Origin of the sequence: Ancylobacter mangrovi (assembly GCF_024752355.1) — a bacterium.
GTDB lineage: Bacteria > Pseudomonadota > Alphaproteobacteria > Rhizobiales > Xanthobacteraceae > Ancylobacter > Ancylobacter mangrovi.
Genome location: NZ_JANTHZ010000002.1, coordinates 188,916 through 215,225, shown reverse-complemented (window position 1 = coordinate 215,225; position 26,310 = coordinate 188,916). Strand labels below are relative to the sequence as shown.

At 68.6% G+C, this 26,310-nt stretch carries 27 protein-coding genes; 15 read left to right on the top strand and 12 right to left on the bottom strand.

All coding sequences use genetic code 11. The features are described 5' to 3' along the window. Positions 1-23: 23 nt before the first annotated feature. Positions 24-965, bottom strand: a complete 942-nt coding sequence (ubiA, locus tag NVS89_RS06345; RefSeq protein WP_258731747.1) for a 4-hydroxybenzoate octaprenyltransferase — start codon at positions 963-965, stop codon at positions 24-26. 9 nt (positions 966-974) lie between these two features. Then, positions 975-1,799 carry a hypothetical protein gene (locus tag NVS89_RS22905; RefSeq protein ID WP_309486523.1) on the bottom strand — a complete coding sequence of 275 codons (825 nt, stop codon included), beginning with the start codon at positions 1,797-1,799 and terminating at the stop codon, positions 975-977. Positions 1,800-1,928: 129 nt separating this feature from the next. Between NVS89_RS22905 and NVS89_RS06335 the strand changes: the two genes are divergently transcribed. From NVS89_RS06335 to NVS89_RS06325, 3 genes are all read left to right on the top strand, one after another. Then, positions 1,929-2,696: a 16S rRNA (uracil(1498)-N(3))-methyltransferase gene (locus NVS89_RS06335; RefSeq protein ID WP_258731746.1), complete on the top strand. Its 768-nt coding sequence runs from the start codon at positions 1,929-1,931 to the stop codon at positions 2,694-2,696. 292 nt (positions 2,697-2,988) lie between these two features. Then, entirely contained in the window at positions 2,989-4,110 is a 1,122-nt protein-coding gene (locus NVS89_RS06330) for a carboxylate-amine ligase (protein ID WP_258731745.1), read from the top strand. 162 nt (positions 4,111-4,272) lie between these two features. Beyond that, positions 4,273-5,643, top strand: coding sequence for a glutamate--cysteine ligase (locus NVS89_RS06325; protein ID WP_258731744.1), 1,371 nt, complete (start codon positions 4,273-4,275; stop codon positions 5,641-5,643). A gap of 27 nt (positions 5,644-5,670) precedes the next feature. On the opposite strand, the gene NVS89_RS06320 is transcribed toward NVS89_RS06325, so the two are convergent. Further along, the gene (locus NVS89_RS06320) at positions 5,671-6,555 is read right to left on the bottom strand and encodes a LysR substrate-binding domain-containing protein (RefSeq protein ID WP_258731742.1); all 885 of its coding nucleotides are present in this window, start codon (positions 6,553-6,555) and stop codon (positions 5,671-5,673) included. A 185-nt stretch (positions 6,556-6,740) separates the two neighbouring features. Between NVS89_RS06320 and NVS89_RS06315 the strand changes: the two genes are divergently transcribed. Further along, a complete protein-coding gene (locus tag NVS89_RS06315; protein ID WP_258731741.1) occupies positions 6,741-7,097 on the top strand; it encodes a DUF1127 domain-containing protein in 357 nt (118 codons plus the stop codon). 238 nt (positions 7,098-7,335) lie between these two features. Beyond that, a complete protein-coding gene (locus NVS89_RS06310) occupies positions 7,336-8,385 on the top strand; it encodes an LLM class flavin-dependent oxidoreductase (protein ID WP_258731740.1) in 1,050 nt (349 codons plus the stop codon). A 38-nt stretch (positions 8,386-8,423) separates the two neighbouring features. Here the strand turns inward: NVS89_RS06310 and NVS89_RS06305 are convergent, their stop codons facing one another. Beyond that, positions 8,424-9,824, bottom strand: coding sequence for a glutamine synthetase family protein (locus tag NVS89_RS06305; RefSeq protein ID WP_258731739.1), 1,401 nt, complete (start codon positions 9,822-9,824; stop codon positions 8,424-8,426). 191 nt (positions 9,825-10,015) lie between these two features. On the opposite strand from NVS89_RS06305, the gene NVS89_RS06300 reads away from it, so the two are divergent. The 7 genes from NVS89_RS06300 to NVS89_RS06270 all read left to right on the top strand — a co-directional run bounded on the left by NVS89_RS06300 (position 10,016) and on the right by NVS89_RS06270 (position 17,629). After that, positions 10,016-11,191, top strand: a complete 1,176-nt coding sequence (locus tag NVS89_RS06300) for an ABC transporter ATP-binding protein (RefSeq protein ID WP_258731738.1) — start codon at positions 10,016-10,018, stop codon at positions 11,189-11,191. Between the two features lie 9 nt (positions 11,192-11,200). Beyond that, a complete protein-coding gene (locus NVS89_RS06295; RefSeq protein WP_258731737.1) occupies positions 11,201-12,106 on the top strand; it encodes an ABC transporter permease subunit in 906 nt (301 codons plus the stop codon). Beyond that, positions 12,106-12,924, top strand: coding sequence for an ABC transporter permease (locus NVS89_RS06290; RefSeq protein ID WP_258731736.1), 819 nt, complete (start codon positions 12,106-12,108; stop codon positions 12,922-12,924). The genes NVS89_RS06295 and NVS89_RS06290 overlap by 1 nt, the downstream gene beginning before the upstream one ends. Before the next feature lie 143 nt (positions 12,925-13,067). Further along, positions 13,068-13,715, top strand: coding sequence for a dual specificity protein phosphatase family protein (locus tag NVS89_RS06285; protein WP_258731735.1), 648 nt, complete (start codon positions 13,068-13,070; stop codon positions 13,713-13,715). Between the two features lie 164 nt (positions 13,716-13,879). Next, positions 13,880-15,760 (top strand): DNA mismatch repair endonuclease MutL, encoded by a 1,881-nt coding sequence (gene mutL, locus NVS89_RS06280; protein WP_258731734.1) that lies wholly within the window; start codon positions 13,880-13,882, stop codon positions 15,758-15,760. A gap of 40 nt (positions 15,761-15,800) precedes the next feature. Beyond that, on the top strand, positions 15,801-17,096 hold the full coding sequence (locus tag NVS89_RS06275) for an NAD(P)/FAD-dependent oxidoreductase (protein ID WP_258731732.1): 1,296 nt from the start codon (positions 15,801-15,803) through the stop codon (positions 17,094-17,096). Between the two features lie 2 nt (positions 17,097-17,098). Then, positions 17,099-17,629, top strand: coding sequence for a DedA family protein (locus tag NVS89_RS06270; protein WP_258731731.1), 531 nt, complete (start codon positions 17,099-17,101; stop codon positions 17,627-17,629). Positions 17,630-17,639: 10 nt separating this feature from the next. Here NVS89_RS06270 and NVS89_RS06265 read toward each other — a convergent pair whose 3' ends face one another. From NVS89_RS06265 to NVS89_RS06240, 6 genes are all read right to left on the bottom strand, one after another. Next, positions 17,640-17,843 (bottom strand): hypothetical protein, encoded by a 204-nt coding sequence (locus NVS89_RS06265; protein ID WP_258731730.1) that lies wholly within the window; start codon positions 17,841-17,843, stop codon positions 17,640-17,642. Then, positions 17,833-18,126 carry a BrnT family toxin gene (locus tag NVS89_RS06260; protein WP_258731728.1) on the bottom strand — a complete coding sequence of 98 codons (294 nt, stop codon included), beginning with the start codon at positions 18,124-18,126 and terminating at the stop codon, positions 17,833-17,835. The genes NVS89_RS06265 and NVS89_RS06260 overlap by 11 nt, the downstream gene beginning before the upstream one ends. Before the next feature lie 198 nt (positions 18,127-18,324). Then, complete coding sequence (gene ilvC, locus NVS89_RS06255; RefSeq protein WP_258731727.1) at positions 18,325-19,344, bottom strand: ketol-acid reductoisomerase; 1,020 nt, start codon at positions 19,342-19,344, stop codon at positions 18,325-18,327. 14 nt (positions 19,345-19,358) lie between these two features. Beyond that, entirely contained in the window at positions 19,359-20,018 is a 660-nt protein-coding gene (locus NVS89_RS06250; RefSeq protein ID WP_258731726.1) for a TetR/AcrR family transcriptional regulator C-terminal domain-containing protein, read from the bottom strand. 165 nt (positions 20,019-20,183) lie between these two features. Then, positions 20,184-20,699, bottom strand: coding sequence for an acetolactate synthase small subunit (ilvN, locus tag NVS89_RS06245; protein WP_258731725.1), 516 nt, complete (start codon positions 20,697-20,699; stop codon positions 20,184-20,186). Positions 20,700-20,854: 155 nt separating this feature from the next. Continuing rightward, positions 20,855-22,615: an acetolactate synthase 3 large subunit gene (locus NVS89_RS06240; RefSeq protein ID WP_258731723.1), complete on the bottom strand. Its 1,761-nt coding sequence runs from the start codon at positions 22,613-22,615 to the stop codon at positions 20,855-20,857. A gap of 328 nt (positions 22,616-22,943) precedes the next feature. On the opposite strand from NVS89_RS06240, the gene dapB reads away from it, so the two are divergent. Genes dapB through NVS89_RS06225 form a run of 3 tightly spaced genes read left to right on the top strand, consistent with a single transcriptional unit; the run spans position 22,944 to position 24,759 of the window. Then, on the top strand, positions 22,944-23,759 hold the full coding sequence (gene dapB, locus NVS89_RS06235; protein WP_258731721.1) for a 4-hydroxy-tetrahydrodipicolinate reductase: 816 nt from the start codon (positions 22,944-22,946) through the stop codon (positions 23,757-23,759). Positions 23,760-23,777: 18 nt separating this feature from the next. Then, the gene (locus NVS89_RS06230) at positions 23,778-24,401 is read left to right on the top strand and encodes a 2,3-bisphosphoglycerate-dependent phosphoglycerate mutase (protein ID WP_258731720.1); all 624 of its coding nucleotides are present in this window, start codon (positions 23,778-23,780) and stop codon (positions 24,399-24,401) included. A gap of 16 nt (positions 24,402-24,417) precedes the next feature. Then, the gene (locus NVS89_RS06225) at positions 24,418-24,759 is read left to right on the top strand and encodes an SMR family transporter (RefSeq protein WP_258731719.1); all 342 of its coding nucleotides are present in this window, start codon (positions 24,418-24,420) and stop codon (positions 24,757-24,759) included. A gap of 15 nt (positions 24,760-24,774) precedes the next feature. Here NVS89_RS06225 and NVS89_RS06220 read toward each other — a convergent pair whose 3' ends face one another. Together NVS89_RS06220 and NVS89_RS06215 are read right to left on the bottom strand one after the other, a co-directional pair. Further along, positions 24,775-25,668 (bottom strand): methylated-DNA--[protein]-cysteine S-methyltransferase, encoded by an 894-nt coding sequence (locus NVS89_RS06220; RefSeq protein WP_258731718.1) that lies wholly within the window; start codon positions 25,666-25,668, stop codon positions 24,775-24,777. 73 nt (positions 25,669-25,741) lie between these two features. Then, positions 25,742-26,272 (bottom strand): DUF2244 domain-containing protein, encoded by a 531-nt coding sequence (locus tag NVS89_RS06215; protein WP_258731717.1) that lies wholly within the window; start codon positions 26,270-26,272, stop codon positions 25,742-25,744. Between the last annotated feature and the right edge of the window lie 38 nt (positions 26,273-26,310).

Below are 26,310 nucleotides of genomic sequence, written 5' to 3'. Positions count from 1 at the left end.
GCCTGTGTCGTGGTCGGGCCGGGTCAGGCGAGCAGCGCCGCGGCGGCGAGGCCGGCGAACAGCAGCAGTCCAGCGTCGCGGTTCGAGCGGAACACGACGAGGCACAGCGCGGGGTCGTCGATGTCGAGGCGGCGGACCTGCCAGGCGAGGTGCAGCGCGAAGGCGGCAAGGCCGGCATAGGCGAGCGGTCCCGCCCCCGCCGCGACGAGCGCGGCCCCGATCAGCAGCGCCGCCCCGGCATAGAGGACGGCGAGCCACGGGCGGGTGGCGGAGCCCAGCAGCCGGGCCGAGGACTTCACGCCGACCTGCTCGTCATCCTCGCGGTCCTGATGGGCATAGATGGTGTCGTAGCCGACCACCCAGAGGATCGAACCCGCATAGAGCAGGAAGGCGGCCGGCGGCAGCGCCTCGATCAGGGCGGCGAAGCCCATCAGCGCGCCCCAGGAGAAGGCGAGCCCCAGCACCAGCTGGGGAATCCAGATCACCCGCTTCATCAGGGGGTAGATCGCCACCACGCCGAGCGAGGACAGCGCCGTGACGATGGCGAAGGGCGGCAGGCAGAGCAGGACGATGAGGCCGACCAGCGCCTGCAGGCCCAGGAATACGAAGGCGCCCAGCAGCCCGACCTGGCCCGAGGGCAGCGGGCGCAGGCGCGTGCGCTCCACCCGCCCGTCGATGTCGCGGTCGAGGATGTCGTTCCAGGTGCAGCCCGCCCCGCGCATCGCCACCGCGCCGATGGCGAACAGGAGCATCAGGCCAAGCGCCTGGACCGGGCGCGGCGCGCCCTCGCCGGCGCTGATGCCGGCCGCGAGCGCGGTCGACCACAGGCAGGGGATCAGCAGCAGCCAGCTTCCGATCGGGCGATCGGCGCGGGCGAGGCGGAGGAACGGGCGCAGGAACGCGGGCGCGCGCCGGTCCACCCAGGTGGTGGTGGCGTCGGCGGGCGCGGAGAGGGGCGCGTTCATCGCCGGGCGTCAGTGCAGGGCGTCGCCGACGAGCGTGTCGAACACGCCGCCCTTTTCCTGGCTGCCGGAGGGCAGGCCGCTGGAAAGGCCGAGGCCGGCCGACAGCGAGCCCTGCGGCGGCAGGCCCGGCGCGCCGCCGCCCTCGCTCTCGAGCTTGGCGACCTGGCATACCTTGTCGCGCACGCCGGAGACGCCGGAGGCGTTGGTCTTCAGCTCCTTCAGCGCCTCGTCGGGCACGTGGCACTTGGACTGGTTCTTGGTCAGGTAGGAGATGAATTTCTGCTGCGTCGACACGAAGTTGCGGAACATCGGGCACAGCTCGACCGGCGACGCCTTGCGCTTGGTGGCCTTCTGCAGCTCCTTGCCGCGGGTCTCGACCTCGCCGCGCAGCGTGTCGACCTGCGACTGGCATTCGGCGATGTTGGCGGCCTCGGCGGGGGAAGGGCCGTCGCCCGCACCCGGCGCGCCCATACCCGGTGCACCCATGCCTGGCGCTGCCATTCCCGGCGCGCTCATGCCCAGCCCGCCGGGCGCACCCATGCCGCCCATGCCGGTGCCCATCTCGGACTCCATCGGCGCCAGGCCCTGCGCACCGGTGCCGCCCGGCGCGATGCTGGTCGACACGTCGCCCGGAATGGTGGCGCTGGAGGATGGCGCGGCGCTCGACGAGGAGGAACCCGTGTCGCTCTGACCGCCCGCGGCGCCGATCCACTGCGCTCCGGCCGGATTGGCGAGGGTGAGACCGGCCAGCAGCACGCCGGCCGCGAGCGCGCTCGCTCCGGCACGCAGATGCGCCGTGCGTCTGGCGATGCGATCCGACTGCGACGATATCATGCTGTTTTCCGCCTCTTCAGCATTCTTGACCGAGGGTGATACAGAGGCATTAAAGATTGGGCAACATCGCGGCGAGTGCGCCGTTACGTCAATCTTTCCTATCGTCATTCCTTCGACACGGCCCCTGCCATGGCTCGCCCCGAGAACGACTCGCCCGACGAGCACTATGATTTCCGCGCCCAGCGCCTCTTCGTCACCGACGATCTCGGCCCGGACGCGGTCATCCGGCTCGATCGTGAACGCTCTCATTATGTCGGGGATGTGATCAGGCTCCCGGTCGGCGGACATATTCATCTGTTCAACGGCCGCGATGGCGAGTGGCGCGCGGTGCGCGAAGCCGGCGGACGGCGAGAGGCGGTGCTGCGTTGCGAGGCGCGGCTGCGCAGCCAGACCGCGCGGCCCGATCTCGATTACGTGTTCGCCCCGCTCAAGCACGCCCGGCTCGACTACATGGTGCAGAAGGCGGTCGAGATGGGCGCGGGCCGGCTGGTGCCGGTGATGACGCACCACACCCAGCCGAACCGGGTGAACACCGACCGCATGCGCGCCAACGCCATCGAGGCGGCCGAGCAGTGCGGCATCCTGGCCCCGCCGCCGGTGGAGGAGCCCGTGACGCTGACGCGCTGGCTCGCCGATCTGGCGCCCGGGCGCACGCTGGTGTTCTGCGACGAGGCCGCGCCCGAGGCCGATCCGCTCGCCGCGCTGCGAGCGGCGGTCGAGGGCCCGCTCGCCGTGCTGATCGGCCCGGAGGGTGGGTTCGACGAGGCCGAGCGGCGCCAGATCGCGCGCCGGCCCGGCACCATCGTGCTCTCGCTCGGCCCGCGCATCCTGCGCGCCGACACCGCCGCCGTGGCCGCGCTCGCCCTGGTCGAGGCCGCCCGGCAGGCGAGGGGCTGACCCGGGCGCTTTTTTTCCGAGGCCGTCGGAACCCGTCGCGCCGTTGCGCGTTATCTGGCGCCGCACCATGCGGAACGGTGTCTCGTGCGCGCTTGGTAAAGTTGAATTCTACGCGCGGGCCCGGTCCAGCCTAAATTTCTTATAATAAAACTATGTCGTGCGCGCGCTAAAACCCGGTCATATTCCGGTCTCACTTCTTCATCATCTAGCACACCACGCAGAGCGCCCTTGATTCTGTGCTGGCTAAACTTCACGCGCCAGGGGTGCGGGGGCAGTTGGCGGAGGGGATACCATGGCGGAAGACTACCGAATCGGGATCGAGGAGGAGTATTTCATCGTCGACGGCGAGACCAAGAGCGCCCTCAAGCGCATGCCGCCGGCCTTCCTTGAAAAGGCGCGCGAGGTGCTCGGCCCGCGCGTCATGGGCGAGCTCCCGCAGTCCCAGCTCGAGGTGATGTCGACGCCGCACGGGGAAGCCGCGGCGGCGCGGGCGGAGCTGCACGGGCTGCGCCGCACGCTGGGCGAGGTGGCCGGCGAGTTCGACCTCGCCTTCTTCGCCTCCGGCACCCACCCCACCGCCTCCTGGCAGAGCGGCAAGCGCGCCCCGACCCAGCGCAATGACGGGCTGATGCACGACCTGCAGATGCTGGGAGAGCGCAACATGCTGTGCGGGCTGCACGTGCATGTGGAGCTGCCGGACGCGGACCTGCGCATCGACGTGATGCGCCGCATCCTGCCCTACCTGCCGGTGTTCGTCGCCCTGTCGACCTCCTCGCCGTTCTGGGAATCGCGGCGCACCGGGCTGATGGGCTACCGCCTCGCCGCCTATGACGAGCTGCCGCGCACCGGCCTGCCGGAGCTGTTCGAGAGCGCGCGCGACTACCAGGCCTATGTCGACGCGCTGGTGGCGGCGCGGGCGATCCGCGATTCGAGCTACATCTGGTGGACGATCCGTCCCTCGCGCAAGAATCCGACGCTGGAGCTGCGCGCGCCGGACAGCTGCACGAGGGTGGAGGATTCGGTCGCCATCGCCGCGCTCTACCGCGCGCTGGTGCGCCATCTGGTGCGCCATCCCGAGGTCAATGCCGGCATCGACGCGGTCGACCGCGCCATCGCCTCGGAGAACAAGTGGCGCGCCCAGCGCTACGGCATCCACGGCAGTATCGTCGACCGCCATGCGCGCGAGGCGGTGCCCGTGGCTCAGGCGGTCGAATCACTGATCGACATGGTGAGCGAGGATGCGCGCGAGCTCGGCGGGACGGCCGAGCTGGAGCATCTGCGCACCATTCTGGGCGGCGGCACCAGCGCCGACATCCAGATCGCCGTCTACCAGGAGGCGGAGCACCGCACCGGCAACCGCAACGAGGCGTTGCGGGCGGTGAAGACCTGGCTGACGCACGCCTCGGTGCAGTAGCGGCATACGGGCACGGCGGCTCCCCGCAAAGGGCCGCCGCACGCCCATGAGGCCCGCGCGAGGTCTGCCTTAACGGAAGATGCGGTCGGCATTTACGGCGATTTGCGCGGCGGCGCGGCCTGTGTATGGTCTCGCGCCGCAGCAAGCCGGCCGGAGTTTTCTATGGCGCGAGACCAGATCGATACGCAGCCCGTCGAAAGCCGCGACGATCTCGTCGCGTGGCTGGAAGCGGGGTGCAAGGCGCCGCAGAAATTCCGCATCGGCACCGAGCACGAGAAGATTCCCTTCACGCTGAAGGGGCACGAGCCGGTGCCCTATGAGGGCGAGAACGGCATCCGCGCCCTGCTCGAGGGCATGCACGCGCTCAACGACTGGGAGCCGATCATGGAGGGCGAGACCATCATCGGTCTCGCCGACACGATCGGCGGCGGGGCGATCTCGCTGGAGCCGGGCGGGCAGTTCGAGCTTTCCGGCGCGCCGCTCGCCTCGATCCACGAGACCTGCGCCGAGGTGAACTCGCACCTCGTCCAGGTGCGCGAGGTGGCGACGCCGCTCGGCTTCGGCTTCCTCGGCCTCGGCATGAGCCCGAAATGGACGCTCGCCCAGACCCCGCGCATGCCCAAGGGCCGCTACAACATCATGACCGCCTACATGCCGAAGGTCGGCACGCACGGGCTCGACATGATGTACCGAACCTGCACGGTGCAGGTGAATCTCGACTTCTCCAGCGAAACCGACATGGTGAAGAAGCTGCGGGTCGGCCTCGCCTTGCAGCCGGTGGCGACCGCGCTGTTCGCCAACTCGCCCTTCACCGAGGGGCGGCCGAACGGCTTCCTCTCCTTCCGCTCGGAGATCTGGCGCGACACCGACAATGCACGCGCCGGCATGCTGCCCTTCGCCTTCGAGGAGGGGATGGGCTTCGAGCGTTACGTCGACTATGCGCTTGACGTGCCGATGTATTTCGTCAAGCGCGGCGATCGCTACATCGACGTCGCCGGCTCCTCCTTCCGCGACCTGCTGGCCGGACGTCACCCCGCTTTGCCGGGTGAGCGGGCGACGGTGTCGGACTGGGCGAACCACCTCTCCACCATCTTCCCCGAGGTGCGGCTCAAGCGCTTCCTCGAGATGCGCGGCGCCGATGGTGGGCCGTGGGCGAATCTCTGCGCCCTGCCGGCGCTGTGGACCGGCCTGCTCTATGACGGCGCGAGCCTCGACGCGGCCTGGGAGCTGGTGCGCGGCTGGAGCGCGGCCGAGCGGCAGGCGCTGCGCGATGATGTCCCTCGCCTAGCCTTCAAGGCGGAGATCGCCGGTCGCCCGGTGCTGGAGTTGGCGCGCGACGTGGTCGCCATCGCCCGCGAGGGCCTGAAGCGGCGCGACGTACGCGACAGCCAGGGCCGCGACGAGACCCGCTTCCTCGGCCCGCTGGAGGAGAGCCTCGAAGCCGGGCGCACGCCCGCCGAGGCGCTGCTCGAGCGCTATGAGACCGACTGGAACCGCTCGGTCGAGCCGATCTTCGACGAGTGCGCCTATTAGGCGATCCCGGACGGTCGCCGTCGCGCCTCACTCGGCGGCGATGGAGACCTCGGAGATGTTGTCGAGCCCCTGGATGATGTGATTGGCGAGCGCCTCGGCGAGCTGCGAGGATTCGTGCCGGTTGCGCAGCAGGCCGATGCGGCACGGCGCCAGCGCGGGGAAGCCCTCCGAGGGTCCGAGCACCCGCATGCCCGGGCGAAGGCCCGATTCCGGCAGCACCGATATGGCGAGGCCCGAGAGCACGGCCGCGGAGACCGCGGTGCTGTTCGACGAGGTGTAGAGGATGCGGAACGGCCGGGCATTGGCCTGCAGCATGGAGATCGCCTCCTGCCGCCAGTTGCAGTTCTGCCGGCCGAGCGCCAGCGGCACCGGGTCCTCCAGATGCACGGAATGGCGCATCGAGCCGACCCAGAGGAGCTGCTCGCGGCGGATGATCTCCGGCTCGCGATTGATCATCTCGCAATCGGTGACGATGGCGAGGTCGAGGTCGCCGGTGTCGATGCGGTCGACGAGGTCCGTCGACGGGTCGCACACCACGGTCAGCTCGACATTGGGATGGGTGGCGGAGAAGCGCGCCATGATCTCGGGCAGGTAGCGGTCGGCATAGTCGTCCGGCACGCCGAGGCGTACCCGGCCCGACAGCTCGGCGCTGGCGAGGCTCGCCATCGCCTCCATGTTGAGCTGCACGATGCGCCGGGCGTAGTCGAGCAGGCGGTCGCCCTCGTCGGTGAGGCGCGAGGCGCGCCCGTCGCGCGCGAAGATCGGCCGCCCGACCCGCTCCTCCAGCCGCTTCATCTGCATCGAGACCGCGGACTGGGTCTTGTGAACGACCTCGGACGCTTTCGTGAAACTGCCGGTTTCAGCGATAGCTATGAATGTTCTTAATTGATCAATATCGAGCAGCACGGACATGGCCGGCATCCTCCCGCGGTTCGTATCACTGGGAATGATAGGTCAAATCAGAAACATTCGCTAGTGTGATCAATGCCGCCGAGTCATAACGATTGTGCCGCGAACGGGTGGCGCTGATATCGGGTGGCTTCGGTCGCCGCCGATATCGATAAACCCACCGTCACCGCTGCGTGGCCGACAGACGGATGGAGGTATCGATGTCGTATATTGGCGAAGTCCGGAGAACGGCGTTCTCCTCGTTTGGTGCCGCGGCCAGCGCCGCGCTCGTCGTTGTCGCCTCGGGTACGGTCCAGTTTCTCAAGGCGTTCGGCCGGCGCCGTCTCATCGCCCAGCTCGGCGAGTTCGACGACCACATGCTGCGCGACATCGGCCTGACCCGCGCCGACCTGCGCGACGCCTCGTCGGGGCCGCTGTGGAAGGACCCCACCTCGGTGCTGGTGGTGCGTGCCGTCGAGCGGCGTGCGGGTCGCCGCCTGATCGCGCGCGAGACGCAGCGCGAGGCCGGCGTCAAAGGGCGTAACGATTACCTGGCCTGCGAGTGATCATGCCAGGCGGTCCCGATCGAATTACCGGCGGTATTGACCCCCTCATGCCGCCAACTTGAAGCCCGCTGGATCCTTCCGGCGGGCTTTTTTTATGCCTCGGTCCCGGGCGGGACGCGCGAATTTGCAACGGCGAAAGACCGTCCTTGCAGCGGCACGGATGCGTGGGCGTGCGATGCGGTCCATATGAGCACCGCCGGCGCGCGGCCGGCGGATCAGGTGGACCCACAGGCATCCGATGGCACAGCATCTCGAACTCGGGCTCGACACCTTCGGCGACGTCACCGCTGACAGCGAAGGACGCGCGCTCCCGCACGCGCAGGTGATCCGCAACCTGGTCGAGGAAGCGGTGCTGGCGGATGAGGCGGGCGTCGATTTCATCGGCGTGGGCGAGCACCATCGCGACGATTTCGCGGTCTCCGCGCCCGAGGTCGTGCTTGCGGGGATGGCCACCCGCACGAGCCGCATCCGGCTCGGCTCGGCGGTCACCGTGCTGTCCTCCGACGACCCGATCCGGGTCTACCAGCGCTTTTCCACCGTCGACGCGCTGTCGAACGGACGCGCCGAGGTGATCCTGGGGCGGGGATCCTTCACCGAATCCTTCCCGCTGTTCGGCTTCGACCTCAAGGACTATGAGGCGCTGTTCTCCGAGAAGCTCGACCTGTTCGCCGCGCTGCTGCGCGACAATGCGACCAAGGACGGCGTGAGCTGGCGCGGCGGCCTGCGCCCGCCGCTCGACCGTCAGCACGTGTTCCCGCCGGCCGAGAGCGGGACGCTGAAGACCTGGATCGGCGTCGGCGGCTCGCCCGAATCGGTGGTGCGCGCGGCGCGCTACGGGCTGCCGCTTATGCTCGCCATCATCGGCGGCAATCCGGGCCGCTTCGCGCCCTATGTCGACCTTTACCACAAGGCGATCGACCAGCTCGGCGGGACCGTGCAGCCGGTCGGCGTGCATTCGCACGGCTATGTGGCGGAGAGCGACGAGGCCGCGCGCGAGGAGTTCTACGCCGACTACAAGCGCATGCACGACCGCATCGGCGCCGAGCGCGGCTGGCCGCCCTATGGGCGCGACGCGTTCGAGCGCGAGATCTCGCACGGCTCGCTCTATCTCGGCGCGCCCGAGACGGTGGCGGCGAAGATCGCCCGGACCGCGAAGACGCTCGGCCTGTCGCGCTTCGACATGAAGTACAGCGCCGGCCCGCTCGGCCACGACAAGGCCATGCGCTGCATCGAGCTCTACGGGCGCAGGGTCATCCCGCTGGTGCGCGAGATGCTGGCGGAGGGCTGAGTGTTGGGTAGCGGAGGGCCGGAGACCCTCCGCCGCGCTCACACGTTCAGCAGCAGATATTCGCGCTCCCAGGGCGAGATGACCTGCATGAAGATGTCGAACTCCGCCTGCTTCACGGCGGTGTAGGTCTTCACGAAGGACGGGCCGAGCACCGTCGCGATCTCCTCGGAGTACTGCATCGCCGCCACCGCATCGAGCAGGCCGCGCGGCAGCTCGAAGTCGAGGAACTTGGCGTCGGCCTCCAGCGGCTCGGTCGGGCGCAGCCCCTCGATCATGCCGAGATAGCCGCAGGCAAGCGAGGCGGCCATGACGAGATAGGGGTTGGCGTCGGAGGAGGGCACCCGGTTCTCCACCCGCCGCGCCGCTGGCGGGGAGGGCGGCACGCGCAGGCCCGCCGTCCGGTTGTCATAGCCCCACTGGACGTTGATCGGCGCCATCGAATCGCGGGTGAGCCGGCGGTAGGAATTCACGTAGGGCGCGAAGATCGACATCACCGCCGGCATGTAGCGCTGCAGGCCGGCGATGAAGGAGAAGAATTCCGGCGTCGGGTCGCCCTTGGCGTCGGAGAAGATGTTCCGGCCGGTCTCGGCGTCGACGATCGACTGGTGGATGTGCATCGCCGAGCCGGGTTCCTCGGCGATCGGCTTGGCCATGAAGGTGGCGTAGATCTTGTGCGCCAGCGCCGCCTCGCGAATGGTGCGCTTGAACAGGAACACCTGGTCGGCGAGCATGATAGGGTCGCCGTGCAGCAGGTTGATCTCCATCTGCGCCGCGCCGTCCTCGTGGATCAGCGTGTCGATCTCGAGGCCCTGCGCCTCCGAATAGTCGTACATGTCCTCGAACAGGGCATCGAACTCGTTCACCGCCTGGATCGAATAGGACTGGCGGCCGATCTCCGGCCGGCCGGAGCGCCCGATCGGCGGCTTCAGCGGATAGTCGGCGTCGGTGTTGGGCTCGACGAGATAGAACTCGATCTCCGGCGCCACCACGGCCTTCCAGCCCTTGTGGGTGTAGAGGTCGACCACGCTCTTCAGCACCTGGCGCGGGGAAATCTCCACCGGACGCCCGTCGCGGTGATAGGCGTCGTGGATGATCTGCGCGGTCGGGTCCTGCGCCCACGGCACCGAGCACAGTGTGGTGAAGTCGGGCTGGATCACGAGATCGCTGTCCGCCACCACCGAATCGACCAGCCCCTCATAGGGCGGATAGTCGCCCGAGATGGTCTGCAGGAACACGGAGAGCGGCAGGTTCATCACCGGCCCGGAAAGGAATTTCGACGCCGGCATGATCTTGCCGCGACCGACGCCGGCAAGATCCGGCACCATGCACTCGATCTCGGTGATGCCGCGCGCGGCCATCCACGCCTTGGCTTCCTCCAGCGAGGTGACGCCGCGGATGGACTGAACCACGTCCTTTTCGGGACGCTTCTTCTTGGCCATGATAACTACCCTGATGCGCCTGTTGCGCCGCATGGAGGCAATCATGCCGCTGCGCGAGCCGTCAAGCGCTCGCCTCGTGCACATTTCCGGGCATGGTAAAATTGTTTGCATTGTGCCGTTGAGCCGCCGCGCGAACCCGGTTAGCGTCGGGTCAAGAGCCGGGCATCCGGCCGCGGGCAACGGGGCACAGCATGAGCACAGGCGTCGCCGAAAAGACGCAGAAGACCATCGGCGGCATTCGCCGCAAGTTCTCCCCCTGGACTGACCCGACGGCGGTTCCGCTCATCCGCTACGAGAACGTCACCAAGCGCTTCGGCGAGTTCACCGCCGTCGACAGCCTGTCACTCGACATCTACGAACGCGAATTCTTCGCGCTGCTCGGCCCGTCGGGCTGCGGCAAGACCACGCTGATGCGCATGCTGGCCGGCTTCGAGGAGCCGACCGAGGGCCGCATCACCCTCGCCGGCGAGGACCTCGTCGGCACCCCGCCCTACCGGCGGCCGGTCAACATGATGTTCCAGTCCTACGCGCTGTTCCCGCACATGAGCGTGTGGGACAACATCGCCTTCGGCCTGCGCCAGGACCGGGTCGAGAAGGGCGCCGTCGCCGCGCGGGTGGAGGAGATGCTCAAGCTGGTGAAGCTGGAGAGCTTCGCCAAGCGCAAGCCGCACCAGCTCTCCGGCGGCCAGCGCCAGCGCGTCGCCCTCGCCCGCTCGCTCGCCAAGCGCCCCAAGGTACTGCTGCTCGACGAGCCGCTCGGCGCGCTCGACAAGAAGCTGCGCGAGGAGACCCAGTTCGAGCTCATGGACATCCAGATGGAGCTCGGCATGACCTTCCTGATCGTGACCCACGATCAGGAGGAGGCGATGACCGTGGCCGACCGCATCGCCGTGATGAACCACGGCAAGCTGGTGCAGGTCGCCCCGCCGGCCGAGATCTACGAGCAGCCCAACTGCCGCTACGTGGCCGACTTCGTGGGCGATGTGAACATCCTCGACGCCCGGGTGGAGAGCGTCGACGCGGGCGGGCTGACCCTGCGCGCCGAGGCGGCGCCCGACATGCCGATGCGCATCAGCCAGGGCGGCGAGGCGAAGCCCGGCGACAGCGTCTCGCTCGCGGTCCGGCCGGAGAAGCTGCGCGTCGACCTCGAGCCGCCGGCCGACGCCAGCCTGAACTGCCTATCCGGCACGATCTGGGACATCGGCTATCTCGGCGACCTGTCAATCTACCATGTGGAGCTGCCCAACGGGGTGCGGGTGAAGGCGGCCAAGCCGAACCTCACCCGCATGGTCGAGCGGCCCATCACCTGGGACGACAAGGTCTATGTCTCCTTCACGCCGGATGCCGGCGTGGTGCTGACGCGCTAGGAGGCTCGGATGGCGGCAAAGGCGAAGGGGCGCTGGCTGGTCGTCGCCGTTCCCTATCTGTGGCTGCTGGCGCTGTTCTTGGTGCCGTTCCTGATCGTCTTCAAGATCAGCCTGTCCCAGGACGCGATCGCCCAGCCCCCCTATTTCCCGACCTTCGCCCTCTCCGAGGGCTGGGCGGCGATCAAGGAGAGCCTCGGCGAGCTCTCCTTCGAGAATTACGGCTATGTGCTGAGCTGGGACAACGAGTTCATCGAGGCCTATGGATCGAGCCTCGTGATTGCCGGCATCTCCACCGTGCTGCTGCTGCTCGTCGGCTACCCCATCGCCTACGCCATGGCGCGCTCGTCCAAGGCGCTGCGCCCGACGCTGCTGATGCTGGTGATCCTGCCGTTCTGGACCTCGTTCCTGATCCGAGTCTATGCGTGGATCGGCATCCTGTCGCCGGAGGGGCTGCTCAACCAGTTCCTCTTCTTTCTCGGCGTCATCGACCACCCGCTGGAGATCCTGGCGACCGACACCGCGGTCTATATCGGCATCGTCTATTCCTACCTGCCCTTCATGATCTTGCCGCTCTATTCGGCGCTGGAGAAGATGGACGACACGCTGCTCGAGGCGGCGGCCGATCTCGGCTGCACGCCCTTCGCCGCGTTCTGGAAGATCACCTGGCCGCTCTCCCTGCCCGGCGTGTTCGCCGGGTGCCTGCTGTGCTTCATCCCCGCGGTCGGCGAGTTCGTCATCCCCGACCTGCTCGGCGGCTCGGACACGCTGATGATCGGCAAGGTGCTGTGGACCGAGTTCTCGGTGAACCGCTCCTGGACCGTCTCCTCGGCGGTGGCGGTGCTTCTGCTGCTGGTGCTGGTGGTGCCCATCGTGCTCTACCAGAACGTCCAGCAGCGCGAGGTGGAGGGGCGCTGATGGACCGCAAGCTCTCCTGGTTCAACGTCACCTCGCTGGTGCTCGGCTTCGCCTTCCTGTACCTGCCGATCGTCCTCCTGGTGATCTACTCCTTCAACGCCTCGCGGCTGGTGACGGTGTGGGCCGGTTTCTCGACGCACTGGTACGGCGAATTGCTGCGCAACGAGCAGCTTCTCGACGCCGCCTGGGTGACGCTGCGCGTGGCCTTCATCACCGCCTGCGTCGCCACCGTGCTCGGCACCATGGCGGCGATCACCCTGACCCGCTACGGCCGCTTCTACGGCCGTACGCTGTTCTCCGGCATGATCTATGCCCCGCTGGTGATGCCGGACGTGATCACCGGCCTGTCGCTGCTGCTGCTGTTCGTGGCGGTGAACTTCGACCGCGGTTTCTGGACCATCACCCTCGCCCACATCACCTTCACCATGTGCTTCGTCTGCGTGGTGGTGCAGTCGCGCCTCGTCACCTTCGACCGCAGCCTCGAGGAGGCGGCGCTCGATCTCGGCTGCCCGCCGCTCAAGACCTTCTTCGTGGTCACGCTGCCGATCATCCTGCCGGCGGTGGTCTCGGGCTGGATGCTGGCCTTCACCCTGTCGCTGGACGATCTGGTCATCGCGAGCTTCACCACCGGCCCCGGTGCGACCACGCTGCCGATGCGGATCTATTCGCAGGTGCGCCTCGGCGTGACGCCGGAGATCAACGCGGTCTGCACCATCCTCATCGGCATCGTGACGGTGGTCGTCATCGGCGCCTCGATCATCACCAAACGTCAGGAAGTCGAACGCCAGAAGGCCGAGCGGCTCGCCGCCGCCGGCTGATTGCCGCCACGATTTTGCGCGAAGGAACGACGGCGCCAAAATGCCCGTTGCAATCACCGAGCCGCGCTGTAAAAAAGACCAGCCTACCGCCTGTTCTCCTGCACGTCCGCCGTCAGACCAGACCGTCCCGCGAGCCTGAATCCATGAGCCTGTCCGACGTCTCGCCCGCACAGATCCCGCCGGCCGGACCCGTCTTCGGCAACGGCGAGGCCGCCCCGTCGACGGGGCGCTTCCGCCGCTTCCTGCGCGGCACCGGCTGGGGCCTCGGCGCGGCCGCGCTGCTGATCGGCGCCTATCTCATCGTCGAGCAGCTCGTCGGCAATTTCCACACCGTGATCCCCGGCGAGCTCTACCGCTCCGCCCAGATCAACGCGGACGAGCTCGAGGCGATCCAGAAGAAGTATGGCGTGCGCACGGTGATCAACCTGCGCGGCGCCTCCAAGGCGCCTTGGCACGTCGCCGAGATCGCCGAGAGCGAGCGGCTCGGCATCGAGCACATCGATTACGGCCTCTCGGCCGGCAAGGAGCTGACGCCGAAGCAGGTCGAGCAGCTCATCGCCATCATGCGCGACGCGCCGAAGCCGATCCTGGTGCATTGCAAGGGCGGGGCGGACCGCAGCGGCATCGCCTCCGCGCTCTATGTCGCCGCCATCGCCAAAGGCAGCGAGGAAGCGGCGGAATGGCAGCTCTCGCTGTTCTACGGCCATTTCCCCATCCCCTATTTCCCGGCCTGGGCGATGGACGAGACCTTCGAGCGCATCGAGCCCATGCTCGGCTATACCGGCTCCTGAGGGAGCCGCGCCCGTCCCAGGCGCTCAATTCTCCGGCGCTCAATTCTCCCGCATTCGATCTCCAGCGCCCGGCGCGAGCGTGTGCGGGCGCGTGCGGCGGCGCGAGGGTGTAGGCTAGGGCGGTTCGAATCGCCGCCGTCCCGACAACGCTTCTCCGGTCCGCCATGCCGCTGCGCCTTCTCCCTTCCGCCCTGGTCGACCGCATCGCCGCGGGCGAGGTGGTCGAGCGGCCGGCTGCGGCGCTGAAGGAGATCGTGGAGAACGCGATCGACGCCGGCGCGCGGCGGATCGAGATCGTCATCGATGGCGGCGGCCGGCGCCTGCTGCGCGTCACCGACGACGGCGCCGGCATGGATGCGGACGAGCTCGCCCTCGCCGTGGAGCGCCACGCCACCTCCAAGCTCGACGACGAAGACCTGCTGGCCATCGCCACGCTCGGCTTCCGCGGCGAGGCGCTGGCCTCGATCGGCGCGGTGGCGCGGCTCTCCATCGCCAGCCGCCCGGCGGGCAATGGCGAGGCGTACGAGATCCGCGTCGAGGGCGGGGTGAAGACGCCGGTGCGCCCGGCCGCGCTCGGCCCCGGCACGCGGGTCGAGGTGCGCGACCTGTTCTTCGCCACCCCGGCCCGGCTGAAATTCCTGAAGTCCGAGCGCGCCGAGACTATGGCGGCGGTCGACGCGGTGCGACGCCTCGCCCTGGCGCGGCCCGACATCGGTTTCACCCTCGTCACCGACGACAAGGTGCCGGCGACATGGCCCGCGCGCGGGCCGGACGCTGCGGGCCGACGCGCGCGCATCGCCGACGTGCTCGGCCATGAGGTGGCGCGCAACGCGCTCGACATAGAGGGCCTGCGCGAGGGGGCGCGGCTCACCGGCCTCGCCGGCCTGCCGACCTATTCCAAGGCCAACTCGCTGTCGCAATACCTGTTCGTCAACGGGCGCCCGGTGCGCGACAAGGTGCTGATCGGCGCCATCCGCGCCGCCTATTCCGACCTGCTGCCGTCCGATCGCCATCCGGTCACCGTGCTGTTTCTCGATCTCGACCCGCGCGAGGTCGATGTGAACGTCCATCCGGCCAAGACCGAGCTGCGCTTCCGCGACCCCGGCCTCATCCGCGCGCTGATCGTGCGCACGCTGACCGATGCGCTCACCGCCGGCGTGCCGCGCACCGCTTCCACCGGCGCCGACCGTCTGGCCCAGCTCGCCCGCCCGGAAGGCTGGCGGCCGCAGGGCGCGCCCGACGGCCCGCGCGGCAGCTATGACTGGTCGCGGTCCTGGGCCGCCCCCGGGGACGGTGCCGTCCCGCCGGGCGGCGTGCGCGAGGCGCCGGCGCGGTTCGATTTCGGCTCGATCGCGGGCGAGGGCGCCATGGCGGGTGGCGTGGCGAGCCTCGCACTCGGCCTCGCTCTGGCGCCGTCGGCGGATGCGCGCGCCGATGCCGCCCCCGCCGCGCCCGACCTTCTGGAGCGCCCGCTCGGTGCGGCGCGGGCGCAGCTCCACGAGACCTACATCATCGCCCAGACGCGCGACGGCGTGGTCGTGGTCGACCAGCATGCCGCCCATGAGCGCATCGTCTATGAGCGGCTCAAGGCGGCGATGGAGCGCGACGGGCTGGCGCGCCAGATGCTGCTGGTGCCGCTGGTGGTCGAACTCGACCCTGCCGAGGCCGGGCGCCTCGCCGAGCGGGCCGAGGCGCTGGAGCGGTTCGGGCTGGTGATCGAGCCGTTCGGCCCGGGCGCGCTGCTGGTGCGCGAGGTGCCGGCGCTGCTGGGCGAGGCGGACATTCCCGCCCTGGTGCGCGAGCTCGCCGAGTACGCGGCCGAATGGGACGATGCGCTGCCGCTGGAGCGGCGCCTGCTGCACGTCGCCGCCACCATGGCGTGCCACGGCTCGGTGCGCGCCGGCCGCCGGCTTCGGGTGGAGGAGATGAACGCGCTGCTGCGCGAGATGGAGACCACCCCGAACGCGGGCCAGTGCAACCACGGCCGGCCGACCTTCATCACCCTGGCGCTGGCCGACATCGAGCGCCTGTTCGCGCGGCGCTGAGCTTTCCGCTAGATTGGCCGCGCAGGCAAGATTGACGAGCATGGCGTTCGACACTTCCCAGAGAACCGGCCACCCGGAAAGCTGGTACGCCGCGACGGCACATCCCATGCCCGCTTTTCCGCCGCTGGCGGGAACAGTGCGGGCGGATGTGTGCGTCATCGGCGGCGGCTATACCGGGCTTGCCGCCGCGCTCCACCTCGCCGAGGCCGGGCTGGACGTGGCGCTGCTCGAGGCGGCGAAGCTCGGCTCGGGCGCCTCGGGCCGCAATGGCGGGCAGATCCATAGCGGCCAGCGCCGCGACCAGGACTGGATCGAGGAGCATATGGGCCTCGACGACGCCCGCGCGCTCTGGCGCATGGCGGAGGAGGCGAAGGCGTTCCTCCACGCGCTGATCGCGCACCACGCCATCGAGTGCGACGTACGCCCGGGGCTCGTCGTCGCCGACCACAAGCCGGCCTATGTCACCCACAGCCACGCCTATGCGCGGAAGCTGAACGAGGTCTACGGTTACCCTTACGCCGCCCCGCTCTCGCGCGAGGAGCTGCGGGCGATGGTCGGCTCGGACGCCTATTATGGCGGCATGATCGACCATGGCGGCGGGCATCTCCACCCGCTCAATCTGGCGCTGGGCCTCGCTCGGGCGGCGCAGGGCGCGGGCGCGCGGCTGTTCGAGCATTCGCGCGCCCTGTCGATCCACGAGGGTGGGGCGAAGGTGCGCGTGTCCACCGCGAGCGGCGTGGTGGAGGCCGATTGGGTGCTGGAATGCGGCGACGGGCTGCAGGACGGGCTCGACCGCCGGGTCGACACCCACGTCATGCCGATCGCCAACTACATCGCCGCCACCGAGCCGCTGGGCGATCGGGCGCGGGAGATCATCGCCAATGACGCGGCCGTCGCCGACAGCCGCTTCGTCGTGAACTACTACCGGCTCAGCGCGGACGGAAGGCTGCTGTTCGGCGGCGGCGAGAGCTATACCCGACGGCTGCGCCCCGACCCCGGCGCCTTCGTGCGGCCGTATATGCTGAAGATATTCCCCCAGCTCGCCGATGCGCGCATCGACTATGGCTGGGGCGGCATTCTCGGGATCACCATGAGCCGCATGCCCTTCGTGCGCCGGCTCTCGCCGCGCGTCCTCGCCGCTGCCGGCTATTCGGGGCAGGGCGTAATGCTCGCGCCCTATTTCGGGCGGCTGCTGGCGGAGGCGATCCGCGGCCAGCTCGGCGAATTCGACCTGCTCGGCCGGCTGCCCGTGCCGCCCTTCCCCGGCGGCCCGCTCATGCGCTGGCCTCTGTTGGTCGCGGGCATGAGCTACTACGCGCTGCGCGACCGGCTCTAGCCATGTTCCCCGAGGTTCAGCACTGGGCGCAGGACGCACTTGGCTTCGTTCAGGCCCATGCGCACTGGACGCCCTATATCGCCTTCCTGCTCGCCTTCGGCGAGTCGCTGGCGGTGGTCTCGCTGTTCGTGCCGGCGACCGTCATCCTCATCGGCATGGGGCCGATCATCGAGGCGGGCGGCATCGCGTTGCTCCCGGTGTGGGCCGGGGCGGCCGCGGGTGCGGCGCTGGGCGACGCGGTGTCCTACTGGGTCGGCTTCCGGCTGAAGGGGCGGGCGCGCTACATCTGGCCGTTTAGCCGCCACCCGCAGATCCTGGTGCGCGGCGAACACTTCTTCCACCGCCATGGCAGCTGGAGCGTGTTCATCGGCCGCTTCTTCGGGCCGATCCGGGCGGTGATCCCGCTGGTGGCCGGCATGTTCGCTATGCCGCAGTTCGTGTTCCAGATGGCCAACATCGCCTCGGCGATGCTGTGGGCGTTCCTGCTGCTGGCTCCGGGCGCGGCGGCGGTGAAGTTCTGGACCGGGGGATAGGCGGGGAGCGCTATTCGGCCGCTTCCTTCGGCGGCTTGCCGTGCTTCTTCTCGCGTCGGGCCTTGGCCGGGATGACGAGATCGAACTCGGCGAGTTCTTTTTCGGTGGGCAGCGAGCTGTCAGGGTCCGCCTTGGCCGCCGCGATGATCTGCTCGTCCGTCAACGCGTCGACCTTCGACCAGTCGAAATCGCGTAGCAGCCGATCAGCTTCCATCGATGGCTTGTGCGAAGACACGTCTCTCGCTCCGATGCGCTCGTCTTACGGAGATCAGGCGCCGCCGACGCCCCCTCCACACGAAGACGCAGAGTATAACACGCCCGGCCAGCTCGGCCATGGCTTCGGTGCGCGGCTCGCCCAGCACAATCTTGGGAGATGCCCGTTCCAGCCGGGGGCGGCCATCGAATATGAACGTTCCAAAGGTGAGCGGCAAACCGTGCTTGGTCCGGTTCGCCGCGTCCTTGTCGTCGTCCCACTCGAAGTCGTCGGTCTCGCCCATCGATTCTCCAATGCGCCCCCGACAATGAAAATAGTCGACGCCGGAGCCGATAACCGAACGAAACCAACCGGCTCCCCGATCTCCCCATTTTCCACAGCCTAGCCGGCTGTGAACAACTGGGAATGGAACGCTACCCGCAAACGCACATGGCCGGGACGAGCCCGGCCATGACGTCGGCAGATGTAAGCCGATGAAGGCTCAGTTCTTCGTCTTGTCGACCAGCTTGTTGGCGCCGATCCACGGCATCATGCCGCGCAGCTTCTCGCCGACCTGCTCGATCTGGTGCGCGTCGTTCATGCGGCGGATGCCCTTGAAGCGGGCGGCGCCGGCGCGGTACTCCTGCATCCAGTCCGAGGTGAACTTGCCGGTCTGGATGTCGTTCAGGACGCGCTTCATCTCGGCCTTGGTCTCGGCGGTGATGATGCGCGGGCCGGAGACGTACTCGCCCCACTCGGCGGTGTTGGAGATCGAGTAGTTCATGTTGGCGATGCCGCCCTCATAGATGAGGTCGACGATCAGCTTCACCTCGTGCAGGCACTCGAAATAGGCCATCTCCGGAGCGTAGCCGGCTTCCACCAGCGTCTCGAAGCCGGCGCGGATCAGCTCCACGAGGCCGCCGCACAGCACCACCTGCTCGCCGAACAAGTCGGTCTCGCACTCTTCCTTGAAGGTGGTCTCGATGATGCCCGAGCGGCCGCCGCCCACGCCCGAGGCGTAGCTGAGGCCGAGGTCGAGCGCGTTGCCCGAGGCGTCCTGGTGCACGGCCACGAGGCAGGGCACGCCGCCGCCCTTCAGGTACTCGCCGCGCACGGTGTGGCCGGGGCCCTTGGGGGCGACCATCAGCACGTCGACCGACGCCTTCGGCTCGATCAGGCCGAAATGCACGTTGAGGCCGTGGGCGAAGGCGATCGCCGCGCCGTCGCGGATGTTGGGGGCGATCTCGTCGCGGTAGATGTCGGCCTGCAGCTCGTCCGGGGTGGCCATCATCATCAGATCGGCCCACTTGGCCGCCTCGGCGACGGTGAGCACCTTGAGCCCGTCGGCCTCGACCTTCTTGGCGGTGGCCGAGCCCGGCTTCAGGCCGATGGAGATCTCCTTGACGCCGGATTCCTTGAGGTTCAGCGCGTGGGCGCGGCCCTGGCTGCCATAGCCGATGATGGCGACCTTCTTGCCCTTGATGAGGTTCAGGTCGGCATCGCGATCGTAGTAAACGCGCATGGGTGTCTCCTGTGTCACGCGTTGATCTTGTCCCGGCCCGGCGCGGTGCGCCCGGTGCCGTAGAGGGAGAGGAACTGGTCGGTGGCGCGCGCGGCGTCGCGCTCGATCTCCTCGGCGCGGAGCGAGAGTGCGTCGCCCAGCAGCAGCCGGATCTGCACGTCGCGCCCGACGAGGCCGAGGAAGGTGCGGAAGGCGATCTCGGTGTCGTCGAACGCTACCAGCCCCGCCTCGCGGCCGGCTTCCAGCACCGGCTTGAGCCGCTCGCCGATGGCGAAGCGCCCGTTGGCGAGCATGATCGCGCCGAGATTGCCACCGCGCGCGCCGGTCTCGCCGATGGCGAAGCGGTTCAGCGCGATGGAGGTCGGGCTGGAGATGACGGCGAGCCAGTTGGCGGCGAAGCGGATCAGGCTGTCGCGCAGCGCCAGCGCGTCGAGCCGCGTGCGGTCATAATTGCCGGCGCGCACCTTGGAGGCCTGCCAGCGCACGGTGGCGGTCAGCAGCCCGTCCCGGTCGCCGAACCATTTGTAGAGGCTTTCCTTCGAGCAACTCGCCCGGCGCGCGACGGCGGTCATGGTGACGTCGCCGCCCCGCTCGACCATCAGCGCCAGCACGGCGTCGAGCACGGCGCGCTGGCGCGCCGTCAGCGTCTCGCCCGCTGTATCGGGATGGGTCATCAGTGCTGCCGTATCCGTACCGTACGTTACGGTTCTGCTATAGGAACGCCCGTGTCCGCGCAAGCCGGCATGGGGCGGGAATAAGGCGGGAGGGCAGGAAAGAGGCGGCGAACGGGCCGGCGCCCCGGTCCAAAGGACCGTCCGGCGCCGCCCCCGCCGCCGACTTCACATGGGCTCGGGACCGCGGCCGATCGCGGCGACGCCGGTGCGCGAGACCTCGACCAGGCCCAGCGGCTCAAGCAGCGAGACGAACTGGTCGATCTTGTCCGGCTTGCCGGTGATCTCGAACACGAAGCTCTCCAGCGTCGTGTCGACGGTGCGCGCGCGGAAGCTGTCGGCGATCAGCAGCGCCTCGCGCCTGAGCTCGCCCTTGCCGCGCACCTTGATGAGGGCGAGCTCGCGCTCCAGCGCCCGGCCCTCCACGGTGAGGTCAACCACCCGGTGCACCGGCACCAGCCGGTCGAGCTGGCTCTTGATCTGCTCGATGATCATCGGCGCGCCGGTGGTGACGACCGTGATGCGCGAGCGCCGGGAATCATGGCTCACCTCGGAGACGGTGAGGCTGTCGATGTTGTAGCCGCGGCCGGAGAACAGGCCGACGATGCGGGCGAGAACGCCCGGCTCGTTGTCGACCAGCAGGGAGAGGGTGTGGCGCTCGGCGGGTTCGCTGACGGGAGGCATGGCAAGCTACTCGAAGGGCTGGAATGGGTCGCGCGGTCTGCCTCTCCCCGGCGGGAAGAGGGACGGGTGAGGGATCTCCGGCGCCGCGCCCATCCCCTGCCGCTCGCGGGTGGAGCGGTGGGGGCGTCAGGCGCGGACGCCGGCCGTCGCCGGCCTCACACCAGCATCTTGCCTTCCTCGCTGATCGCGTCGTCCAGCGCCTCGGGATGATCAGGCAGGATCATCTCGTTGTGCGGCTTGCCCGAGGGGATCATCGGCAGGCAGTTCTCCTTCTGGTCGACGATGCAGTCGAACAGCACCGGCCCGTCGGTGTTGAGCATCTCCTGGATCGCGCCGTCGAGCTTGGCCGGGTCGGCGCAGCGTATGCCCTTGCCGCCATAGGCCTCGGCGAGCTTCACGAAGTCGGGCAGCGATTCCGAATAGGAGTGCGAGTAGCGCCCGCCATGCAGGAGGTCCTGCCACTGGCGCACCATGCCCATATACTCGTTGTTCAGCACGAAGATCTTGACCGGCAGGTTGAACTGCAGCGCGGTCGAGAGTTCCTGCAGGCACATCTGGATCGAGGCCTCGCCCGCGATGTCGATGACGAGGCTGCCGGGATGGGCCACCTGCACGCCGATCGCCGCCGGCAGGCCGTAGCCCATCGTGCCGAGGCCGCCCGAGGTCATCCAGCGGTTCGGCTCCTCGAAGTGGAAGTGCTGGGCCGCCCACATCTGGTGCTGGCCGACCTCGGTGGTGATGTAGACGTCCTTGTCCTTCACCGCGTTGTAGAGCGCCTTCACCGCCTGCTGCGGCTTGATGATGCGGTCGCCCGGCTGGAAGGACAGCGAGCGGCGCGCGCGCCAGCCGTCGATCTGGCGCCACCAGCCGGCCAGCGCCTGCCGGTCCGGTTCGGCCTTCATCGAGCACCACACGGTCAGTATGTCCTCGATCACATGCTTGACGTCGCCGATGATCGGGATGTCGATCTTGATGTTCTTGTTGATCGAGGAGGGGTCGATGTCGATGTGGATCTTGGTCGAGCCCGGCGAGAACGCGTCGACGCGGCCGGTGATGCGGTCGTCGAAGCGCGCGCCGACGCACACCATGACGTCGCAATCGTGCATCGCCATGTTGGCCTCGTAGGTGCCGTGCATGCCGAGCATGCCGAGCCACTGCCGGTCCGAGGCCGGATACGCGCCGAGGCCCATCAGCGTCGAGGTCACGGGATAGCCGGTGAGGCGCGCGAACTCGCGCAGCAGCCGGCTCGCCTCGGGCCCCGAATTGATGACGCCGCCGCCGGTGTAGAAGATCGGCCGCTTGGCGCCGGCCATCAGTTCCACCGCCTGGCGGATCTTCTCCGGATCGCCCTTCAGTCGCGGCTGGTAGGTGCGGTGCTGGATGTTCTCCGGCCCGACATACATGCCCTTGGCGAACTGGACGTCCTTCGGGATGTCGACCACGACCGGCCCCGGACGCCCGCTCTGGGCGACATAGAACGCCTCGTGCATGACGCGGGCGAGATCGTTCACGTCACGGACCAGGTAGTTGTGCTTGGTGCAGGGCCGGGTGATGCCGACCGTGTCGCATTCCTGGAACGCGTCGGAGCCGATGAGATGGGTCGGCACCTGGCCGGTGATGCACACGACCGGGATCGAATCCAGCAGCGCGTCGGTGAGGCCGGTCACCGCATTGGTGGCGCCTGGGCCGGAGGTGACGAGCACGACGCCGACCTTGCCCGAGGAGCGGGCATAGCCCTCGGCCATGTGCACCGCGCCCTGCTCGTGGCGCACGAGGACGTGGCGGACCTGGTTCTGGTGGAACATGGCGTCGTAGATCGGCAGCACGGCGCCGCCGGGATAGCCGAACATGTGTTCGACACCCTGATCGATCAGGGCCTGCATCACCATTTCGGCGCCGGTCATCTCGCGCATCATGGTCGTGTTCCTTATGACGTATCGGTCTCGTGGCGGATCGGAAGGGGTGGTCCAGAAAATCAAAAGGCCCCGTCAGGGGCCATTTTCGCGCGTCACCAATGGGCGGAGCGGCCGTCAGGCAAGCTCCGCGGCGACGCGCCGTCCTACGATAAGGATAACATTGTTGCGCATCCGGGCGCCCTTCCTTCGTAAAGTTGCGCGACCTGTACAGGGGCAAGGGGCGCGCGTCAAGCGTTCGACCAGTAAGCGCGCAGAATGGCGTCCAAACAAGCACTTTTCGTGACATTCGAACGCCGCTATACGCCATGCCATCGGTGGGAGAGCATTCATGACGCATATGCGGCTGGTGGTCGTCGGCGCCGGAGGGCGCATGGGGCGCGCCCTTATCCGCGCCATCGCTGAGGCGTCCGACCTGACGCTCGCCGGGGCCATCGAGCCACCGGGGAGCGAACTGATCGGCCGCGACGCGGGCGAGCTCGTCGGGCTGCCGGCGCTCGACGTGCGGGTCGGCACGGACGCGCTCGAGACCTTCGCCGCCGCCGACGGGGTGATCGACTTCACCGTCCCGGCCGCCAGCGTCGCCTTCGCCGCGCTCGCGGCCCAGGCGCGCATCGTCCATGTGATCGGCACGACCGGCTTTTCGCCCGAGGACGAGGAGAAGATCGCCGCTGCCGCCCGGCATGCCGCGATCGTGAAGTCTGGCAATATGAGTCTGGGCGTCAACCTGCTCGCCGCGCTGGTCCGGCGCGTCTCGCGCACGCTCGACGAGGATTACGACATCGAGATCGTCGAGATGCACCACAACCGCAAGATCGACGCGCCCTCGGGCACGGCGCTGCTGCTCGGGCAGGCGGTGGCGGAAGGGCGCGGCATCGACATCGGCACCCAAGGCGTCTTCGCCCGCCATGGCCACACCGGCCCGCGGCGCGCGGGCGACATCGGCTTCGCCACGCTGCGCGGCGGCACGGTGATCGGCGACCATACGGTGGTGTTCGCCGGCACCGGGGAGCGGATCGAGCTCGCCCACAAGGCCGAGAACCGGGAAATCTACACGCGCGGCGCGCTCGCCGCCGCCCGCTGGGCGCGCGGGCGCAAGCCCGGGCTCTACTCGATGGCCGACGTTCTCGGCCTGTCCGATTTCTGACCGATGGAGACCGATCCCATGTCCGAACGCCTTCTCGTCCTCGTCCGCCACGGCCAGAGCGAGTGGAACCTGAAGAACCTGTTCACGGGCTGGCGCGACCCCGACCTGACGCCGCTCGGCGTCGAGGAGGCGCACAAGGCGGGTCGTCGGCTCAAGGAGGAGGGCTACCAGTTCGACATCGCCTTCACCTCCAAGCTCTCGCGCGCGCAGAAGACGCTGGAGCTGGCGCTGGGCGACCTCGGCCAGAGCGGGCTCGCCACGGTCGAGGACCTCGCCCTCAACGAGCGCGACTATGGCGACCTGTCGGGCCTCAACAAGGACGACGCCCGGGCCAAGTGGGGCGAGGAGCAGGTGCATGTCTGGCGCCGCTCCTACGACGTGCCCCCGCCCGGCGGCGAGAGCCTGAAGGACACCATCGCCCGCACCCTACCCTACTACGTCACCGAGATTCTGCCCAAGGTTCTGCAGGGCCAGCGCACGCTGGTGGTGGCGCACGGCAACTCGCTGCGGGCGCTGATCATGGTGCTGGAGAAGCACACGCCCGAGACCATCATGAAGCGCGAGCTCGCCACCGGCGTGCCGGTGATCTACCGGCTGAAGCCGGATTCGACGGTCGAGAGCGTGATCGACCTCGCCGACTGATGCCGGCGCCCGGTTGATGAGCGCGGGGCTGGTCTATCTGCTGCTGCTGGTCGCGATCGCCGCCGAGGTGGTCGCGACGACGGCGCTGGCGCGCTCGGACGGCTTCGCCCGCCTGGTGCCGACGCTGGTCGCGCTGGTCGGCTACGCCATCGCCTTCTGGTGCCTGTCGATCGTGCTGCGCACCATGCCGACCGGCATCGTCTACGCCATCTGGTCGGGCTTCGGCATCGTGCTGATCGCGCTGGTGGCCTGGCTGTTCCAGGGCCAGAAGCTGGATATGCCGGCGATGCTCGGCCTCGGCCTCATCATCGCCGGCGTGCTGGTGGTGAACCTGTTCTCGAAATCGGTCACCCACTGAAGGGGGCGGCGGGGCTCAGGGCGCGCCCCACTCCTTGCAGAGCTGGCCTGCCTCCCAGCCGAGGATCGCCCGCTTGCGGGTGAGGCCCCAGTGATAGCCGGTGAGGTCGCCGCTCTTGCCGATGACACGGTGGCACGGAACGACGAAGGACATCGGGTTCTTGCCCACCGCCGCGCCGACCGCGCGGGCCGCCTTCGGCTTCTCGATCCGGTCGGCGATGGTCGAGTAGGTGGTCGCCTTGCCGAGCGGGATGCGCATCAGCGTCTCCCACACCCGCACCTCGAAATCGGTGCCAATGAACACGATCCGCAGCGGGTCGTCCGGATTCCAGGTGCTGCGGTCGAAGATGCGCGCCGCATAGGGTGCGGTGGCGTAGGGGTCCTCGATATAGGTCGCGTTCGGCCAGCGCCGGCGCATGTCGGCGAGCGCCTTATCCTCCTCGCCCTCGTCGGCGAAGGCGAGGCCGCACAGGCCGCGCGAGGTGGCCATGGCGAGCGCCGAGCCGAACTGCGAGGCGTGGAAGCCGTAGCGGATCACGAGGCCCGCGCCGCCGGTCTTCCATTCGCCGGGCGACATGGATTCGTGCACCACGAACAGGTCGTGCAGCCGGCCCGGACCGGAAAGGCCGAGCTCATAGGCGGCGTCGAGCACATTGTCCGATTCGGTCAGCACCCGCCGCGCGGCGTCCAGCGTCACCGCCTGAAGGAAGTCCTTCGGCGTGAGGCCGCACCAGCGGCGGAACAGGTCGGTCAGCGCGCGGGGGCTGACCCCTGCGGCGAGGGCGATCTCCTCCACTTCCGGCTGGTCCCGGAAGCGCAGGTTCACATATTCGACCGCACGCCGCACGATCTCGTAGTCTGCGGCGGCGATCTCCAGCGGATGGGCGGCATCAAGATTGGGCGCGAGCACGGGCAATCTCCTCCTGCTGGAACGAGAGAACCACGGCGTCCTACGCCGGGCCACCCGATTTCGACGGCGGCGGTCAGAGGGCGGAGCGTACCACACCGCGCTTGGCGGTGCTGAGGGCCGAGCCGAGCCCGTCCGCCAGTTCCTCGCGCTGCGCCGTATGCAGGAAGCCGCCGACCTCGACGCCGTCGCCGCGCGAGCGCAGCATCAGCCGCTGGAGGCCGTAATCCTCGATCGATTCCTTGTCGAGCCGGGTCCAGAGCGGGTTCATCCGCGCCTCGGCGGCGCGGCCGGCGGGATCGACCTTGAGCACGGTGATGAGGCTCGGCGTGACGGTGATCTCCTCGCGCGCCCGGGCGGAGCGGAAGTTCATCCGGAACGCCCACCAGATGGCGAGCACGTCGAGCCCGAACACGCCGAACACCGGCCAGGCACCCATCAGCAGGAAGGTGGTGCCGCACACGAAGCTGATCGCCGCCACAACCAGCATGACGATGAGGAAGCCGCGCTCGTCGAGCGAGCGGTAGGGTTCGAGCCGCGCCACGTAAAGCGTCGGCTCGGCGTCGCCGACATCGATTGGGGGCGGGGCGATCTTGGCAGCGCTCATGGACACACATTATAGGTCGAAAATGGCTGAAAAGGACA